Source organism: Bacteroides sp. AF32-8BH, assembly GCF_003435205.1.
Lineage (GTDB): Bacteria > Bacteroidota > Bacteroidia > Bacteroidales > Bacteroidaceae > Bacteroides > Bacteroides ovatus.
Genome location: NZ_QVLZ01000023.1, coordinates 16,401 through 35,654 on the forward strand (window position 1 = coordinate 16,401; position 19,254 = coordinate 35,654).

Sequence of the window (19,254 nt, forward strand, 5' to 3'; positions counted from 1 at the left end):
TAGATGAAAAACTTATTTAATAGCTTTTATAGTACAGTATTGCTTGCTTTGTGTCTGATTGCTTTCAGTAATTGTTCGGATAGTGATGACGAAGGAGAAGTTGGCGGTACGGATAATGGAATCACTGCAATTAGCAGTGAAACGGAAAAGACTGTTTCAATTTATGGAGAGACTGTTGAAATTTCGTTTACTGCTTCAGGAAAATGGACTCCTTCTTTACAATATTCTACAGGATCGGACTGGGCGGCTATTACTAATACCAGTGGTAATTCTGCTGCCGGTAAAGGAGGCTTTAGGGTAAAGGTTGATAAAAATGAAGCCGGACAAGAACGTATATTAACAGTACTTGTGCAAGTTGAGGGATATAAAACTCCTGTTACAGTATGTACAATCACACAAGGAGGAGGTTCCGGCACAGCGGTAGATCTGGCTCTTAATGAGTTTATGGATAAATATTTGAAGGAACATTATCTCTTTAAAGAAGAATATAATACACTGGATGTAGATTATGCATCAGTCTCTTATGATAATTTTCTGTCAACTTATCTTTTGCCAATGAAAACCAACACAGAGGATGGAGGAACTTATCGTGCATTTTCAGTCAATGCAGGCAAGCGTTATATTTATTCTTATATAATGGAAACCGGTTCCAGTAGAACTCGCGCAAATACTCGTGCAACAAGCGTTACAGGGTCGGGACTTGGTACGTTTTTCTCTTCTTATATGCCAGATAAGACAACTATTGGATTGGCTATTGGATATGTATATCTAGGATCTCCAGCTGAAAAAGCCGGATTGAGACGGGGCGACGTGATTGTTTCCGTTAATGGGGTTACTTTGAACAAGAATAATTATCAGCAATACATGAGCACTTTGTTTTATGCAGGTGGAGGCGAAACTTTTAAAATCGGTTATAGACGTAAAATCTTTGATGAAACCCGGGGCGGCTATGATTTAGTAGATGGAACTACCACATTAACCACTGGTAGTTATAATAATAGTCCTATATTGACTTCGATGTTTATACAAGACAAAAAAGAGAACAAATTCAACATCGGTTATTTAGTTTATCTAAGTTTTGATTTGAATTTTGAGGAAGACTTAAAATATATAATTCAACAGTTCAAGACAGAAGGTATTACAGATTTGATTTTGGATTTACGTTTCAACAATGGAGGTTCTGTTGAATTAGCTCGTTATTTAGCTGCTTCTATCGCCGGCACATCACATCGTTCGGATGTATTTATGAAAATGCAACGTAGTTCCGGCGCAGATGAATATATCCGTTTTGGTGACGGTGATGATCTAAATCTTAAATCTGTAAGAATCATCTGTTCAGAAGAAACGGCTTCCGCCAGTGAATTGATAATTAGTGGATTAAGAGGTATAGATTTTCCTGTGAAATTATTTGGCAGCCGCACGGAAGGAAAGAATGTAGGAATGGAAGTGCAAGAGTATAAATATGGAAATAAATATTATGAATTTGCTCCGATAACTTTCCGTTCTTTCAATGCTAAAGATTGGGGAGATTATGCTGACGGTATTGATCCGGACGTCATGTTGAATAATCAAAACTCGAATTACGAGGATGACATTGATAATGTATTTCCTTATGCTTTTGGAGATTGGGATAACTTTGATTTCAATTATCCATTATATTGGGCACTATGCGATGTTCAAGGGGTGGATCCAATGACAGGTGAACCGGTGAAACGTAGTGGAAGATCAGGAATGACCCGCTCGCAACCAGATGAAATCATTCGAGTACCATCTGTACCTTTGAAACGTCCTGCGGGAACTTTTGGCTCGCTTATTTACAACAAGCCGGAAGTAGAAAACTTATATTAATAAGACTAAATCTCTTGTGAAATAAATTTTCTCTTAAGTTAAAGGGGATGCTTCTCGATAAGGTGTTAGTGAGGGCATCCCCATTTTGCTCTATAAATGAATAGAAATAAAATGGAATATTATGATGAATAAATCGTTATATAAATTAATCATATTCATTGGAATGTTAGGATTAATAAGCAGTTGTTCGGATGATGATTCTGAAAGTAAATCACAATATGAAGTGGTGGATAATGTGGTAACTAGTTGGGATATTATACTTTCAAACCATTACGAAGAAACAGTACCTTTAAGTGAATTATTATGTATTGGGGAGAGTGACAAATGTCCTTTGTCGAATACATACATATCAATAGTCAATTATGATTCTGAATATCCGATAGTCATACCGAGAGGTGTCTATCAATGGAATGAATATGGACGTTGGATAAATAGACCTGTACCTGCGAGTGAGTCTATAAAGGAAATATTTAATTCTGATTGGTATGCGACTGTTGTAGTACTATATGGTGGTGAAGGAACATATAATTTTGCTGTAAGAATTTACAATCCTACTTTAAACAAATATTTTGTAACCAAGCCATATCAATTGAAAGTATGGAGAGAAGGGGCAATGGAGGGAGAGTATAAGTGGTTTCGTTCTATTTCGCTGGTAAATAATTAATTAACTTAAGAAAAATAATACTATGAATGATAAAAATATGAAGGTTTTTTTGTTCTGTTTTTTGTCGACTTTTTTTTGCTTTTCATGCAGTAGCAATTTGGAAGAGTTAGTAATTAAAGATAAAACAACTTCGGAGAAAATAAAAACTAGAGGATTAGGAAGTTACTCTTCTATTCTTGAGGCTGATAAAGCAATATTAGCAGCTCACGGGTATGATACCATAGCGATAGTAGATTGTGATTCTTTTTATTTGGTTGAGTCGGAACTTATTTTTAAGAAATCAAGATTACAAGAATTACGTGAACAACCTGAAGTACGTTTGAATTATAAAAGACGGATAGAACCTGAATGTTATCGAATGCATCTGTCACTTTTCGATAACCAATATGGTAATGAGGCTATTTTTAAAGAGGCTGTAGCAGAATGGAATAAATTGAGCAAATGCTGTCTGCATTTTAGTACTTATTTTGATATAGATACTCCTCGTAAGCGTCATAAAGTGAGTATTGTAATTCAAGATAATGCTTACTCTATGACTTCTTCGGAATTGATTCGTATTGAAGGAGTTACAGGTGGAAAAGCGGGCGATTATATTTATATAAATTCTAAATATAAATACTGGTCAGAATTGACTAAAGACCAAAAGAAGTATGCTTTGATGCATGCTATAGGACATTTAGTAGGTTTGGAACATTCCAGTGAATATGATACTTCTATTATGCAACCAGAAGCGGGATTGGCAACAAATAAAAATCTCTGGAATGGACTTTCTTTTGAAGATAAAGTTCTTATTCCTGAATTATATCAATTGAATCCGGCTAAAACTCAAATTGATTATAACCCGACTCCTGAAGACAACAAGGGTGCAATGAAACTAAAAATAGGAGTGAAATATACTGTTACAACTTCATATACGTATGAGTGGTGCTATAATCCCAAATATACACTTACAGCAGAACCAATTAGCAATCCAGGATCTTATGAATTTAAGAAAACAGGTGAAAATTCATTCGATTTATGCTTCACGGAAGCTGGAGGATGTATTGTTACTTTTGTAGTAACTGATGATATAGATGGTACTGAGTATAGATATACAAAGAAGTTTAATGCTGCTTATGATAAACCAACCTTTACAGTTCCAAGTAGTATTGAACTTGGAGAGTATTATGATTTCAAAGTGGCGTATCAGGAGGATGGATTTATACCTACTTTTAAAATTACCGTAGAAGAAAGTACGTTTGATAATAATACAGCACAAAGTGTTTCGATAGTACAAGTAAACAATGGACATGTGCGAATTAAATTTAATGACTATGGAAATTATAAAGTTACAGCAAGAGTCTCCAATAATAGAAATATCCCGGCGAGGTATTTTTATTTTTCCAAATATTATCGTCCCGATTATAATGTGACTTTTACAGAAGAGGGAAAAGTGAATGAAGGAAATGTTAGTTTACCTCCAAGTAAACCAAGTCAGCCAACAGGAGAAAATAGGCTAGAACGCTATAGATATGATATAAGCATGGGGCAAGCACCGACATTTGAACACCGTGTGGCTTGTGATATTAAAACTACATATATTCAGAACTTCTTAAAGTTTCGTCGTATCGATCGTAGCTATATCGAGGACTCTGCACCTCGTGTCTTTCGTGCGGGAGAGTCCGCCCAATTGGGGGTAACAGTTTATAGTATGTATCATCCGGACTCAATAAATTACGTGGATCATCATTCTATTCTTTATCCTCTCAAATGTGAAGTCATATATCCTAAAGATGCTTGCTATTTGATAAAATAAGGGTGAAAAGGATATTAATAGATTATAATTTAGAACTTAGAAAATGAGAATTATTTTATTTTTATTATTGAGTTGGTACACTATCGGAAATATACAAGCACAAATCAAGGAGCCTGTAAAGTTCAAAAATGAGTTGAAAATGACCTCTGAAACGGAAGCGGAAATCGTGTTTACCGCTTCGATAGAGAAAGGATGGCATGTATACTCGACTGGACTAGGGGATGATGGGCCTATTTCCGCTACTTTCAACATCAATGCGAGTAGTCATGTAGAAACAGTGGGTAAATTGCAACCTGTTGGAAAAGAAATCAGCATCTATGATAAGATGTTCGAGATGAACGTGCGTTATTTTGAAGATACGGTACAGTTTATCCAAAAAGTGAGATTTACAGGATATGATTACTTTATAGAAGGGTTTCTGGAGTTTGGGGCTTGTAATGATGAGAGTTGTTTACCTCCGACTCAAATTCCTTTTCAATATGGGAAAAAAGCAGAAGCAGATATAGCAGTTGCAAAAGAAGAGGAAGAGAGGCCGGCAAATGTGCTAGAGAAGCAATCGGAAAGTGATCTTTGGAAGCCGGTTATTAATGAACTGCAAGAGTTGGGGGAAGAACATTCTCAAGAGGATAAATCTTGGCTGTATGTCTTTGTCACCGGATTTCTTGGCGGTTTATTGGCTTTGTTTACTCCTTGTGTATGGCCGATTATTCCTATGACTGTGAGTTTCTTCCTGAAAAGAAACAAAGACAAGAAGAAAGGGATTCGGGATGCATGGACTTATGGTGCTTCGATTGTGGTGATTTATGTAACACTGGGATTAGCAATTACTTTAATATTTGGTGCTAGTGCATTGAACGCTTTATCAACGAATGCCGTATTCAATATTCTTTTTTTCTTGATGCTGATTATTTTTGCTGCTTCTTTCTTTGGGGCATTTGAACTTACTTTGCCTTCTAAATGGAGTAATGCTGTGGATAGCAAAGCGGAAGCGACGAGTGGGCTGCTAAGTATTTTTCTGATGGCATTTACGTTATCTCTGGTGTCTTTCTCTTGTACAGGGCCTATTATTGGATTTTTGCTCGTACAGGTTTCTACAACTGGTAGTGTGATTGCTCCTGCTATTGGAATGTTAGGCTTTGCCATCGCTTTGGCTTTACCATTCACACTGTTTGCTCTTTTTCCTTCGTGGCTGAAATCAATGCCTAAGTCAGGAGGGTGGATGAATGTAATTAAAGTGACATTGGGCTTTCTGGAACTGGCTTTTGCCTTGAAATTCTTATCGGTTGCGGACTTAGCCTATGGTTGGAGAATTCTGGATAGGGAAACCTTCCTTGCATTATGGATTGTGATTTTCGGACTGATGGGGTTATATCTGTTAGGAAAGATCAAGTTTCCGCATGACGGTGATGAAAGTAGGGTAGGCGTAGCCCGCTTCTTTCTTGCACTTGTCTCTTTAGCGTTTGCTGTGTATATGATCCCCGGACTTTGGGGAGCACCTTTGAAAGCTGTCAGTGCATTTGCTCCTCCTGTGATGACACAGGACTTTAATCTATATTCGAATGAGGTTCACCCCAGATTCAAGGACTATGATATTGGGATGGAGTATGCACGGCAACAGGGAATGCCTGTGATGGTCGACTTTACCGGATATGGTTGTGTGAATTGTCGTAAGATGGAGGCGGCTGTATGGACAGATAGTAAGGTAGGCGGTATCATCAATGATAAATATGTGCTTATCTCTTTGTATGTAGATGATAAGACTCCATTGAATGAGCCGCTCAAAGTAACGGAAAATGGAACGGAACGTACCTTACGCTCGGTAGGGGATAAATGGAGCTATCTGCAACGTGTGAAGTTTGGAGCAAATGCACAGCCTTTTTATGTATTGCTGGATAATGAAGGTTATCCGTTGAATAAGTCGTATGCATATAATGAAGATATTACTTCTTATATTGAGTTTTTACAGAAAGGATTGGAACATTACGTAAAATGAATTTAGTCATTGATTCTCTTTTTAACCTGGACTTGTGATCGATAGGATTAGAAAAGGAATTTGTTTTTAGGTAGTGGGACCGGCATACAAAGCGTGACTTTGTTTGCCGGTCTTTTTTATGCTCCCTTGTCCCTCTGCTTGTCGCTTTTTTCCAGGTATTGGGTTGATTATTTGCTATAAATACTGTTTGTAGGCTCTGTAGTGCCGATAATCGCTTGTCGTTTCATGTCCGTTGAATATGTCGCATCTTTGCATTGTTAACGTTAGCGAAGTAATTATTAAACAGTATTCATTTAAAAAAAGAAAAGTATTATGGCAATTAGATTTAAAAGAGTTCAACGTCTGTGTGATCCGACAAACAAAGAGGCAGGAAAGAAAGTGTATCCGGTGATTTCTTATCAATATGATACGAGCGCTACACTAGATGAGTTTGCAAAAGAAATCTCTTCTACTTCCGGTGTAAGTGAGGGTGAAACAATTAGTGTATTGAAAGATTTTCGCACACTTCTACGTAAGACATTACTTTCGGGCCGTTCAGTGAACATTAAGGGATTGGGTTACTTTTTCCTTTCAGCTCAAAGCAAAGGAACGGAAAAGGCAGAAGACTTTACTGTATCCGACATCAGTGGTCTGCGGGTTTGTTTTCGTGCGAATTCGGATATCCGTCTCTTTACGGGAACCTCGACGCGTTCGGATGGATTGAAGTTTAAGGATTTGGATCATATCAACGACTCAAGTATCATCGACGGTGATTCAGGCGAAGGAGGCGAAGCACCGGATCCTGACGGAGGTGCAGGAGGTAATGGCGAAGCACCCGATCCGGCAGCTTGATAAACGGAAAGTCGGGAATTAGCGATTTTGTATGGAATGGGGCTTCGGCCTCATTCTTTCTTTATAACTACATAAATAGATCAATATGCAAATAACTACAATCCTTGCTTTTATTACTGCTATGGGTGGTTTGGAAGCGGTGAAATGGATGGTGAGATATATCTCTTGCCGGAAAACGGATGCACGGAAAGAAGAGGCAGACGTGAGCAGTCTGGAAGAAGAAAATCGTCGTAAAAAGGTGGATTGGTTGGAAGATCGCCTGGCACAGCGGGACGAGAAAATAGACGGGCTTTATATCGAGCTTCGCAAGGAGCAGGAAGAGAAGATCGACTGGATACATAAATGCCATGAGGTGGAGTTGGCACAGAAAGAGTCGGAGGTGAAAAAGTGTGAGATCAGAGGGTGTGTGAAGCGCATTCCTCCTTCGGAATATTAATGAGGTTAGTTGATAAAAATAAAATGTCATGAGAAAGATAGATTCTATTATAGTGCATTGCTCGGCAACAAAAGCCGGACAGGACTTTACCGCCACAGATATTGACCGTTGGCACCGGGAACGTGGGTTCAACGGTATCGGATATCATTATGTTATCCGTCTGGACGGAAGACTGGAGAAAGGAAGGGAAATTGATTTGCCTGGAGCACATTGCAAAGGTTGGAATGAGCGAAGTATCGGGCTCTGTTATATCGGGGGATTGGATGAGAACGGACATCCGGCAGATACTCGGACAAATGTTCAAAAACGGGTGCTTTATCAAGTAATAATGGATTTGCAACGGGAATATACTATTCTTCAGGTATTGGGACACCGGGATACTTCGCCGGATTTGAATGGAGACGGGGTGATCGAACCTTATGAATATGTGAAAGCGTGTCCTTGTTTTGATGTGAGGGAGTTTATGAAGAGTGGGAGAGAGCTGCTGTTTGTTTTATTATTGGGGTTCGTTCTTCCGGGGGTGCTTTCGGGATGTAGGACTAAGAAGGAAGTTATCAGTAGGAGCAGTGAGGTGCAGATGGATTCAAGTTCTTCCGGGCATTCTTCCCATGTGGCTTCGTATGATGTTAATCAGGAAAGGAAGATGCTGGAACGGATGGAGGAGTCTACCGAACAAATATTGGTAGTATTGGGGAAAGATACTGCGACAGGGGATTTCTCTTCCACCTGTTTTATTTCAGGTAGCAGAAAGACGGTGAATAAGGTTTTTGAAAAGAAAGAGAGGATAGATGAGAAAGAAGATACTCAAATATCATCTTTCATCGACACGAATCATCATAAAGTGGTTTGTGAGGAGGAAGAGAATAGCTTATATTATAGGAAAAATATAAGTTGGATGCTAATAATTAGTATATCGGCATTGATGTTACTTTACTTTATTTATAAAAAGAGGAGAATTCTTTTTTGAGGATTTGCATAGAAATATATAGAATAATACTATCTTTGTAGAGGTATATCGGGCTTAATGGAGTGATTGTTCAATAATATTCATATTCATCATCGGGATATACAATGAGAATGAGGGCGAATTTTTCTATTGTGATAATTGGAATTGTATAGCCCTAAATGTGCGAATAACGTAAAAGTGGTAGCTTTTGAGTTTGAATTTTGCATATACTGAAACAGGCTATTTTAAAATATTAGCTATTAGTCTTGTTTGTAAACAGATATTGTTCTCTTAAACATGAATACAATTTGCCATATTCGTGATTATACGGACCTTTGCAGAAGGTAACTAACAAACAATATTAGGGATTAATGATTATATATAATAGTCGATTAGCAAAATGTCTTCTCGATAAAAAAACATTCTTTTATGATTTTTGGGTGCTACTTTACCCGTTATAAGCAATTAGAATTTTGGGAGGAAATGGAAAACCGGATTCATGTAAGGCAATACATGGAATACTTTTTGCCTGCATTGTTATCAGCAGTAGGAGTATCGCTATGAGTGAAGCTGTCATCATCAAGATGGGCTGACTAAGATAAAGATCCCTTGTGGATCGGCTGCCTGTGAAGGTCGCTCTATTGTTTGTTTTGTTTGTGTTTTGGTGCACCTTTATTCTGTTGAAGAATAGGGTGCACTCTTTTTATGGTTATGTAATAGTTTAAATATATCTTTGAAGAAAAAAAGAAGATGGGTGAAAAAGCTTCAATGTGGAATCTTTGGCATGGCTGTCACAAATTGAGTGAGGGCTGCCGCCATTGTTATGTGTATCGGACGGATGGTAAATATGGAAAAGACAGTTCGGTGGTGACAAAGACGGAGAAGTTTGATTTACCCTTGCTTCGGAAAAAGAACGGTACGTATAAGATACCTTCGGGCAATCTGGTATATACCTGTTTTACTTCGGACTTTCTGATAGAAGATGCTGACGAATGGCGTGCCGAAGCGTGGGAGATGATGCGGATACGGCAGGATCTTCGTTTCCTCTTTATCACTAAACGGATAGACCGATTGCAACAGTGTCTGCCTCCCGATTGGGGTGATGGGTATGAGAACGTAACAATCTGCTGCACAATGGAGAATCAGGATAGGGTGGATTATCGTCTACCTATTTATAGAGAAATCCCTATTAAACATAAAATTATTATCTGCGAGCCGCTTCTTAGCCGGATTGATTTTAGAGGTGAGTTAGGGGATTGGGTGGAACAGGTGGTTGCCGGAGGGGAGTCGGGAAAGGAAGCCCGAATGTGTGACTACGAGTGGGTGCTGGATATCCGGCAGCAATGTATAGATGCGAATGTCGGCTTTTGGTTCAAGCAGACTGGGAGTTATTTGCTGAAAGAGGGACATGAATACAAAATTGCCCGACAGTTTCAACATTCGCAGGCGAGGAAGGCAGGATTGAATTATACGCCTGATAAACAAGAAATAAAAGGTTAGTTCAGATATTTTTTACTGAAAGCGAGGGTTGCTTGGCAATCTTCGCTTTTTTGTTTTATTGAGTACAAAATGCGGATAATCACGTCTTTTTATAAAGATATTGTGTAAATTTTAAATTATCCATATTAATGAAACAGATAAAACTGTTACTTCTTTTAGCTTCCGCCTCCGTTACGGGAGCACTTGCGCAAAGCAATGGATTGACGGATATGAGTCAGAGCCGTTTTGCGAAGATGGCGAATACCGGAATCAGTGCCGTACATTGGACAGATGGATTCTGGGGAGATCGCTTTCAGGTATTTAGCCGGACTTCCCTGCAAAGTATGTGGAACACTTGGAACGCGCCGGAGATCTCTCACGGTTTCCGTAATTTTGAGATTGCTGCCGGGGTATGCAAAGGAGAGCATTGGGGACCTCCATTTCATGACGGAGATATGTATAAATGGATGGAAGGTGTCGCTTCTGTCTATGCAGTTAATAAAGATCCGGAGTTGGACAAGTTAATGGATAACTTTATTACTTGTGTCGTAAAAGCCCAACGTGCAGACGGTTATATACATACGCCTGTTGTTATCGAAGAACTGAATAAAGGGATTGACTCTCATGCATTGGAGGGTCAGCATAAACAAACGGTCATTGGAACGAAAGTAGGTGACGAGGATGAAAAAGGAGCTTTTGCGAATCGGTTGAACTTTGAGACTTATAATCTGGGACACTTGATGATGGCGGGTATTGTGCATCGTCGTGCCACCGGAAAAACGACTCTTTTCGATGCTGCCGTGAAAGCGACGGATTTCCTCTGTCATTTTTATGAAACGGCTTCTGCCGAACTGGCTCGTAATGCTATTTGTCCCTCTCATTATATGGGGGTAGTTGAAATGTACCGGGCTACCGGAAATCCCCGTTATCTGGAACTTTCAAAGAATCTGATTGATATCCGTGGCATGGTGGAGAACGGTACGGACGATAATCAGGACCGTATTCCTTTCCGCGATCAATATCGTGCGATGGGACATGCGGTACGTGCCAACTATCTGTATGCCGGAGTAGCGGATGTATATGCAGAAACCGGTGAGCAGCAATTAATGAAGAATCTGACTAGTATCTGGAATGATATCGTGACCCGGAAAATGTATGTGACCGGTGCTTGCGGTGCTCTTTATGATGGTACATCGCCCGATGGAACGTGTTATGAGCCGGATAGTATTCAGAAAGTGCATCAGAGTTATGGACGTCCTTATCAGCTGCCGAATAGCACTGCTCACAATGAAACGTGTGCTAATATCGGTAATATGTTGTTCAACTGGCGGATGCTGGAAGTGACAGGGGATGCGAAATATGCCGATCTTGTGGAGACTTGTCTTTATAATAGTGTATTGAGCGGTATTAGTCTGGATGGAAAGAAGTATTTCTACACGAATCCGCTTCGTATCAGTGCCGATCTTCCTTACACGCTTCGCTGGCCAAAGGAACGGACAGAATATATCAGTTGTTTCTGCTGTCCTCCGAACACATTGCGTACGCTGTGCCAGACACAAAACTATGCATATACATTGAGTCCGGAAGGGATTTATTGCAATCTGTATGGGGCAAATACATTGACAACGACTTGGAAAGAGAAGGGAGAAGTAGCTCTGACGCAGGAAACGGATTATCCCTGGGATGGAAATGTGCGCGTAACGTTGGATAAAGTTCCTCGTAAGGCGGGTACTTTCTCGCTCTTCTTACGTATTCCTGAATGGTGTGAAAAGGCTACGCTTAGGGTGAATGGACAGCCGCTGCAAACCAATGCAAAGGCAAATTCGTATGCGGAAGTAAATCGTACATGGAAGAAGGGGGATGTAGTGGAGCTGGTGATGGATATGCCTGTCCGTTTGCTCGAAGCTCATCCGTTAGCAGAGGAGATTCGTAATCAGGTGGTCGTGAAGCGCGGGCCGTTGGTGTACTGTCTGGAAAGTATGGATATTGCAAACGGGGAAAAGATTGATAATGTATTGATTCCCGCTGATATAAAACTAACTCCGAAGAAAATCACAATCGAAGGCAGTCCGATTGTTGCACTTGAAGGAATAGCACGTCTGGCATCTGCAACTTCGTGGGAAGGAGTGCTTTACCGGCCGGTTGTTCAGGCTGAAAAGACAGTAAATATCCGCTTGATTCCTTATTATGCCTGGGGAAACAGAGGAAAGGGAGAAATGACTGTATGGATGCCTCTTGCCAGATAGTCCGGATTGTTTAGTATACAGAAGTGAAAAAAATCATGAAAAAGTTATTTGTAACGGCTATATGTATCTTGTGCAGTCACTGGCTATTGGCTGGTGAGATCTGGATTTCTCCCAAAGGAAGTGACTTCAACGACGGAACTCGTCAATCTCCTAAAGCCACGCTGACTTCTGCCTTACGACAAGCACGAGAATGGCGCAGGACAGAGGATAACCGTATTCAAGGTGGAATCACAATCTATATGGAAGGTGGAACGTATGCTTTCTATGAACCGGTTTTTATCCGTCCGGAAGATAGCGGAACCAAGGAATCGCCCACAATCATTCGTTCGGTAGGCGATGAAAAAGTGATATTGAGTGGAGGAATCAGCATAAATGGCTGGAAGAAGCAAGGGAAAGTTTGGGTGGCAGATGTACCGGTATTTAATGGACGTCCATTGGATTTCCGCCAGTTGTGGGTGAATGGAAAAAAGGCAGTTCGTGCCCGTGATGTGGAGGATTTCGAAAAGATGAATCGCATTTGCAGTGTGGATGAGAAGAATGAAATTCTTTATGTACCTGTAGTTTCCATTCGCAGACTTATTGATAATAAAGGGAATTTGAAAGCTAAATATGCCGAGATGGTATTACATCAGATGTGGTGTGTTGCCAATCTTCGGATTCGTTCAGTTGAAGTGCAGGGAGATAGCGCGGCAATACGTTTTCATCAACCGGAAAGCCGGATTCAGTTTGAGCATCCCTGGCCGCGTCCGATGGTGACGACGGACGGACATAATTCTGCTTTCTATCTGACAAATGCCCGCGAATTGCAGGATGTACCCGGAGAATGGTATCATGATATAGATGCCCGTAAAGTATATTATTATCCACGGGAAGGAGAGAAGATGCAGGAGGCGGAAGTGATCGTGCCTGCTGTTGAGACATTAGTACGGGTGGAAGGAACTTTGGATCGTCCTGTGTGTCATATTCGTTTTGAGAAAATTACTTTTTCCTATACTACGTGGATGCGTCCGTCAGAAAAAGGACATGTACCTCTTCAGGCAGGTATGTATCTGACAGATGGTTACCGGATTGATCCGAAAATGCAACGGAACTACTTGAATCATCCGTTGGATAACCAAGGATGGTTGGGACGTCCCGCAGCTGCTGTTCGTGTGGTTGCTGCAAGGCAGATTGATTTCGAACGTTGCCGATTCGAGCATTTAGGCTCGACCGGATTGGATTATGAAGAAGCGGTGCAAGGCGGTGTTGTTCGTGGCTGTCTCTTCCGCGATATTGCCGGAAATGGTCTGTTAGTCGGCAGTTTTTCTCCGGCTGCTCATGAGACGCATTTGCCATACGATCCTGCTGATCGTCGGGAAGTATGCACACAGCAACAAATCAATAACTGCTATTTCACGGAAATAGGCAATGAAGATTGGGGATGTCTTGCCATTGCTGCGGGATATGTAGGGGACGTCAATATCGAGCATAATGAAATCAGTGAAGTGCCTTATAGTGGCATCAGCCTTGGTTGGGGATGGACGCAAACTGTGAATTGTATGCGTAATAACAGAGTACATGCCAATCTGATTCATCATTATGCGAAACACATGTATGATGTGGCAGGTATTTACACACTCGGTTCGCAGCCGAAAAGTTATGTAACGGAGAATTGTGTGCATAGTATTTATAAGCCAGGATATGTACACGACCCTAATCACTGGTTCTATCTTTATACGGATGAAGGTTCTTCCTTTATTACTGTATGTGATAATTGGACAGAAGGAGAGAAGTATCTGCAAAATGCCAATGGTCCGGGAAATGTATGGGAAAACAATGGCCCGAAAGTGGATAGTGTTATTCGTGAACGTGCGGGACTGGAAGCAGGATATAAGGATTTACTAAATATCCAGTAGGTATTGACAAGTCATTTAACTGTAATACGTGATTCGTTCCACAGATATGGAACTAAAGGAAAACAATTGTAGAACTAAAGGGAAACAGATGTGGAACTAAACGTCAACCACTGTGGAACGAATTATTTCTTATGATTCAGTTTGTTAGTAATAGAAAGAAAAATGAAAAAGAAATATATGATATTGCTTAGTGCCTTGTCTTTGGCAAGCAGCACATTTGCCCAGACCTGGATATGGTATCCGGGAGACTACGAAATCTGGTTGGGAAATCAAATGAATAACCGTCGCACGGAACGAGGTGCATTTTTTCCTCCTTTTTGGAAAACGGACAGTCATTATGTTGTCGTAGAATTCAGCAAGCAACTGAATCTTTCCGAGCCGGAAGAAATCTTTATTGCTGCCGAAGGAAAGTACAACGTCAAACTGGATGGAAAGCTCCAGTTCGGTATGCCGGAAACCGTGTTGCTTCCGGCCGGAAAACATAATCTGAACATCAAAGTCTGGAATCAGGCTACTCCTCCCACAATTTATGTGAAGGGAAAAACGGTGAATTCAGACTCTTCCTGGCGTGTGACTTACGAAGATAAAGAATGGATTGACGAGAGCGGAAAAGCGAGTGACACATCTGCCACTATCTATATGGATGCCGGATGCTGGAACTTTGACGGAGCTACCCAACGTCCTTCCCAATTCAGTCTGATGCGTGAACCGCAGCAACCTGTTACGAAGTCAGAACAGTCCGAAGGAGGTATTCTTTATGATTTTGGAAAAGAAACATTCGGATTCATCACATTGAAGAATCTTTCCGGAAAAGGAAAAATAGAAATTTATTATGGTGAAAGCCCGGAAGAAGCAAAAGATAAAGCATATTACGAAACATTGGACAAACTCTTGCTCGAACCGGGACAAGTGACCGACCTTGCTATCCGCAGCACTTCTCCCTTGAGTAATTCTGAAAACGAATATACATTGGAGAACAGTAAAGCCTTCCGCTATGTCTATGTAACTCACGAGCCGGGTGTACAGATTGGAGAAGTCTCCATGCAATATGAATATCTTCCTGAAGAATACCGCGGAAATTTCCGTTGCAATGATGAAGAACTGAATCGTATTTGGGAAGTTGGCGCATACACCATGCATCTCACTACCCGCGAATTCTTCATTGATGGTATCAAACGTGACCGTTGGGTATGGAGTGGCGATGCCATCCAAAGTTATTTGATGAATTATTATCTTTTCTTTGATAACGAGTCCGTCAAACGTACAATCTGGTTACTTCGTGGCAAGGATCCTGTGACCAGCCACAGTAATACAATCATGGACTATACTTTCTACTGGTTCCTTAGCGTATATGATTATTATATGTATAGTGGCGACCGCCATTTTGTCAACCAACTGTATCCACGTATGCAAACAATGATGGATTACGTGTTGGGACGTACCAATAAGAATGGCATGGTAGAAGGCATGACCGGCGACTGGGTATTTGTGGACTGGGCAGACGGCTATCTGGATAAAAAAGGCGAACTCTCTTTTGAACAAATCTTATTTTGCAGAAGTCTGGAAACGATGGCTTTGTGTGCGGAACTGGTTGGAGATGCCAATGGCAAACAGAAATACGAGAAACTGGCTGCTGCTTTGAAAGCAAAGTTAGAACCTGCCTTCTGGAATAACGAGAAACAGGCATTTGTACATAACTGCGTCAATGGTCAGCAAAGTGATGCGGTCACCCGTTATGCGAATATGTTTTCTGTCTTCTTTCAATATTTGAATGAAGATAAGCAACAAGCCATTAAACAGTCTGTTTTGCTAAATGACAGTATTCTGAAAATAACGACTCCCTATATGCGTTTTTACGAACTGGAAGCACTTTGTGCTCTTGGCGAACAAGATGCTGTAATGAAAGAAATGAAAGCCTATTGGGGAGGAATGTTGAAGGAAGGAGCTACCTCCTTCTGGGAAAAATATAACCCGGAAGAAACCGGAACGCAACATCTTGCCATGTATGGCCGTCCATACGGAAAGAGTTTGTGCCATGCCTGGGGAGCGAGTCCTATCTACCTGTTGGGCAAATATTATCTGGGAGTGAAACCTGTAAAAGAAGGATATAAAGAGTTTGCTATTGCTCCTGTGTTGGGAGGATTGAAATGGATGGAAGGCACTGTCCCCACTCCAAATGGCAATATCCATGTCTATATGAACAGCAAAACGATGAAAGTGAAAGCAACAGAAGGGAAAGGCTATCTGACCATCAAAAGCTGTCGTCCACCTAAAGCAAATATCGGAACACCGGAAAAAGTGTCGGTAGGAGTATGGCGCCTCTGGATCGATTCACCTGAAGAAAGAATTGTTACCTATCATTTATAATACATTGTTAATTAGTTAGTGGAGTAGTCCTTGATTAACGGTTCCTCATTTTAATGGGGGATTGTTAATTGGGGACTTTTTTCGTAAATACCTCTAGGTTTTCTAAGGAATTTGCTACATTTGCTTTTCATAAAGAGAGAAACATTTAGTTCTTTTGGAAACAAGTAAACAAAATCCGAAGAATGAAAAACAAGATTGACCAATATACTGATACAGATGATGAGAAACTCTTCGCCTTGATTGAACAAGGTGATGAAGGAGCTTTCACCCAAGCCTATGAAAGGTATCATAAACTATTATATGTATTAGCCTATCGTTATTTAATGAGTTCTGATATGGCAGAAGATGTAGTGCAACATGTCTTTAGCCGTTTGTGGGAATTTCGTTCAGAACTACGTGTGGGAATCAGCCTAAAGAACTATCTCTTTACGATGACAAAAAATCATGTCTTGAACTTGATTCGCAATGAAAACAGCGCGATTGCAAAGAACTATGAGATGGCACAAGCCGCTTCGCCTTACGAAGATAATCTGATAGAAAAACTGGAGAAAAAAGAGTTGATGTCCAGTTTTTATAAAGCAGTGGATATGCTTCCTGCGCAAAAACGGGATATTTGCTTGATGAAAGTACAGGAGGAACTGACAAATCAGGAAATTGCGGAACGGATGAATCTATCCGTAAATACTATCAAGACACATTATTCGGAAGCGTTGAAACTTCTCCGTATCCATCTAAGTAAGATGTTAATAATTGTTGCATTTACCACACTAATGACCTTTTTGAGTGTCCATTTAATAAAGTGATAAAAATGAATAGACCTACTGATAAACAAATAGAAGAAGTCCTGGCAGGAATTGCCAGCCCGGAAGATGCAAAATATGTGGCAGAGTGGTTTGCCACGGAAGAAGGTAGCGACTATCTTGAAGCTGCTATGACACAGGATTCCGAACTGATAAAAAATGAGTTTGCAGACTTGTATGTAGACCATGATATTCCTTCAAAGAAAATATTAGAACAGATACGGAAGAACATTCGCATCAAGAAGTTGAAGCGTATCTGTTTCCGAGTTGCAGCCGTATTGATACCTGTTGTCTTAATTGTCGGACTTTATATGCAACTGAACTCAAAAGTCGACCTGTTCGGTACTTCCGAATATGAGGAAGTGGTGGTAGATAAAGGAGAACGCATACAAATCATGTTTCAGGACGGAACAAAAGTATATATCAATTCTGATTCGAAACTAAGATACCCGAAGAAGTTTGCTTTGAACACCCGGGAAGTTTATCTTGAAGGAGAAGCCTATTTCGTAGTAGCCAAAAATAAGAACCGTCCTTTTATAGTCAATTTAAGTGGACCGGCAATTCATGTATTGGGAACTTCTTTCAATGTACAGGATTACCCGGAGAATAAGGATATAGTAGTATGTCTGGATGAAGGAAATATTAATCTTACCCTTCCTACGGAAAAGAAATACCCGATGCAACCCGGCGAAAGATTAGTGTACAACAAAGATAACCAGCAGTGCACCATTTCCAAAATGAACGATATGCAACGCCTGTCGATGTGGAAACAGAATGTGATAGTATTTAAAGATACCCCGTTGCCGGAAGTCATTAAAATATTGAACCGCTGGTATAATGTAGAGTTTAAAGTCGAAGATGAAAACGTTTTGAAGTATGTCTATACATTGACTTCGGACAATACATTATTAGAGAAAGTATTAATGGATTTAGAGAAAATCGCTCCGGTGAAGTTTGAGTATAATGAAGATAAGAAAGAAGTGATAGTAAAAATGAAATAATATAATCATTAGAAATAAATGGGGTATATGAATAAAGAAGTGGATTTATCCGTATCTTGTTATGGAAAAGTAAAAGACAGGAAATATGATATTGTGATATTGCCGTGGGGAGCTACTGAACCTCATAATCTGCATTTGCCATATATGACAGATTGTATTCTTTCCCATGATGTAGCAGTTGATGCTGCATTGATAGCTAAACAGAAATATGGCGTGAACTGCATGGTTATGCCACCCATCGGCATGGGTTCACAAAATCCGGGACAACGGGAACTTCCCTTCTGTATCCATACGCGTTATGAAACACAGAAAGCAATACTGACTGATATTGTTTCTTCCCTTTATGTTCAAGGTATCCGAAAATTGGTTATTATCAACGGGCATGGAGGCAATACTTTTAAAAGTATGATTCGTGATTTGTCGGTAGACTATCCTGACTTCCTGATAGCATCGAGTGAATGGTACACCGTGTTAAAGGTAAAGGACTATTTTGAAAATCCGGGTGACCATGCAGATGAAGTCGAGACATCCGTAATGATGCACTATCACCCCGAATTAGTCAATCTTGAAGAAGCAGGGAATGGAGAATATAAAACTTTTGCCATACAATCTTTGAATGAAAAAGTAGCATGGATTCCCAGGAACTGGGGGAAAGTATCTAAAGATACCGGTGTTGGCGATCCACGTGGAGCTTCCGTAGAAAAAGGAAAGAAGTTTGCGGAAGCAGTCGCAGAGAAATATGCAAAGCTCTTTGACGAATTGGTGAATCAGGAACTTTACTAGATTGCAAAAAATATAGTGACGCTATCCTTTTGTGATAGTGACAGTATCCGGTAAGTATAGCGTCACTATGTGAACAAGATACCGTCACTATCACAAAAGACTGTTTCTAGCGAATTGCCAAGAACACGAATCTATTGTTATAAGTCCTTCTGAAAATAAAATCCGGAAGG

General features: G+C 40.3%; 14 protein-coding genes. All 14 read left to right on the forward strand.

Annotation, left to right across the window (positions count from 1 at the left end; genetic code table 11):
• Positions 1–3: 3 nt before the first annotated feature.
• The 14 genes from DWZ47_RS16775 (at position 4) to DWZ47_RS16840 (ending at position 19,084) form a co-directional block, all read left to right on the forward strand.
• The gene (locus tag DWZ47_RS16775) at positions 4–1,848 is read left to right on the forward strand and encodes a S41 family peptidase (RefSeq protein WP_117513863.1); all 1,845 of its coding nucleotides are present in this window, start codon (positions 4–6) and stop codon (positions 1,846–1,848) included.
• 121 nt (positions 1,849–1,969) lie between these two features.
• Complete coding sequence (locus DWZ47_RS16780; protein WP_229065724.1) at positions 1,970–2,512, forward strand: hypothetical protein; 543 nt, start codon at positions 1,970–1,972, stop codon at positions 2,510–2,512.
• Between the two features lie 22 nt (positions 2,513–2,534).
• A complete protein-coding gene (locus tag DWZ47_RS16785; protein WP_117513865.1) occupies positions 2,535–4,307 on the forward strand; it encodes a hypothetical protein in 1,773 nt (590 codons plus the stop codon).
• A gap of 43 nt (positions 4,308–4,350) precedes the next feature.
• A complete protein-coding gene (locus DWZ47_RS16790; protein WP_117513867.1) occupies positions 4,351–6,300 on the forward strand; it encodes a protein-disulfide reductase DsbD family protein in 1,950 nt (649 codons plus the stop codon).
• Positions 6,301–6,612: 312 nt separating this feature from the next.
• Entirely contained in the window at positions 6,613–7,131 is a 519-nt protein-coding gene (locus DWZ47_RS16795) for an HU family DNA-binding protein (RefSeq protein WP_004296078.1), read from the forward strand.
• 85 nt (positions 7,132–7,216) lie between these two features.
• Positions 7,217–7,567 (forward strand): hypothetical protein, encoded by a 351-nt coding sequence (locus tag DWZ47_RS16800; RefSeq protein WP_004296077.1) that lies wholly within the window; start codon positions 7,217–7,219, stop codon positions 7,565–7,567.
• A gap of 28 nt (positions 7,568–7,595) precedes the next feature.
• On the forward strand, positions 7,596–8,534 hold the full coding sequence (locus DWZ47_RS16805; protein WP_117513869.1) for an N-acetylmuramoyl-L-alanine amidase: 939 nt from the start codon (positions 7,596–7,598) through the stop codon (positions 8,532–8,534).
• 729 nt (positions 8,535–9,263) lie between these two features.
• Positions 9,264–10,013, forward strand: coding sequence for a DUF5131 family protein (locus DWZ47_RS16810; protein ID WP_055235035.1), 750 nt, complete (start codon positions 9,264–9,266; stop codon positions 10,011–10,013).
• A 128-nt stretch (positions 10,014–10,141) separates the two neighbouring features.
• The gene (locus DWZ47_RS16815; RefSeq protein WP_117513871.1) at positions 10,142–12,238 is read left to right on the forward strand and encodes a glycoside hydrolase family 127 protein; all 2,097 of its coding nucleotides are present in this window, start codon (positions 10,142–10,144) and stop codon (positions 12,236–12,238) included.
• Positions 12,239–12,273: 35 nt separating this feature from the next.
• Positions 12,274–14,133, forward strand: coding sequence for a right-handed parallel beta-helix repeat-containing protein (locus DWZ47_RS16820; RefSeq protein ID WP_117513872.1), 1,860 nt, complete (start codon positions 12,274–12,276; stop codon positions 14,131–14,133).
• Between the two features lie 162 nt (positions 14,134–14,295).
• Complete coding sequence (locus tag DWZ47_RS16825; RefSeq protein ID WP_182281656.1) at positions 14,296–16,500, forward strand: alpha-L-rhamnosidase C-terminal domain-containing protein; 2,205 nt, start codon at positions 14,296–14,298, stop codon at positions 16,498–16,500.
• A 182-nt stretch (positions 16,501–16,682) separates the two neighbouring features.
• A complete protein-coding gene (locus DWZ47_RS16830; protein ID WP_004296070.1) occupies positions 16,683–17,303 on the forward strand; it encodes an RNA polymerase sigma factor in 621 nt (206 codons plus the stop codon).
• A 5-nt stretch (positions 17,304–17,308) separates the two neighbouring features.
• Complete coding sequence (locus tag DWZ47_RS16835; protein WP_117513874.1) at positions 17,309–18,301, forward strand: FecR family protein; 993 nt, start codon at positions 17,309–17,311, stop codon at positions 18,299–18,301.
• A 27-nt stretch (positions 18,302–18,328) separates the two neighbouring features.
• Positions 18,329–19,084 (forward strand): creatininase family protein, encoded by a 756-nt coding sequence (locus DWZ47_RS16840; protein ID WP_052587824.1) that lies wholly within the window; start codon positions 18,329–18,331, stop codon positions 19,082–19,084.
• Positions 19,085–19,254 lie beyond the last annotated feature (170 nt).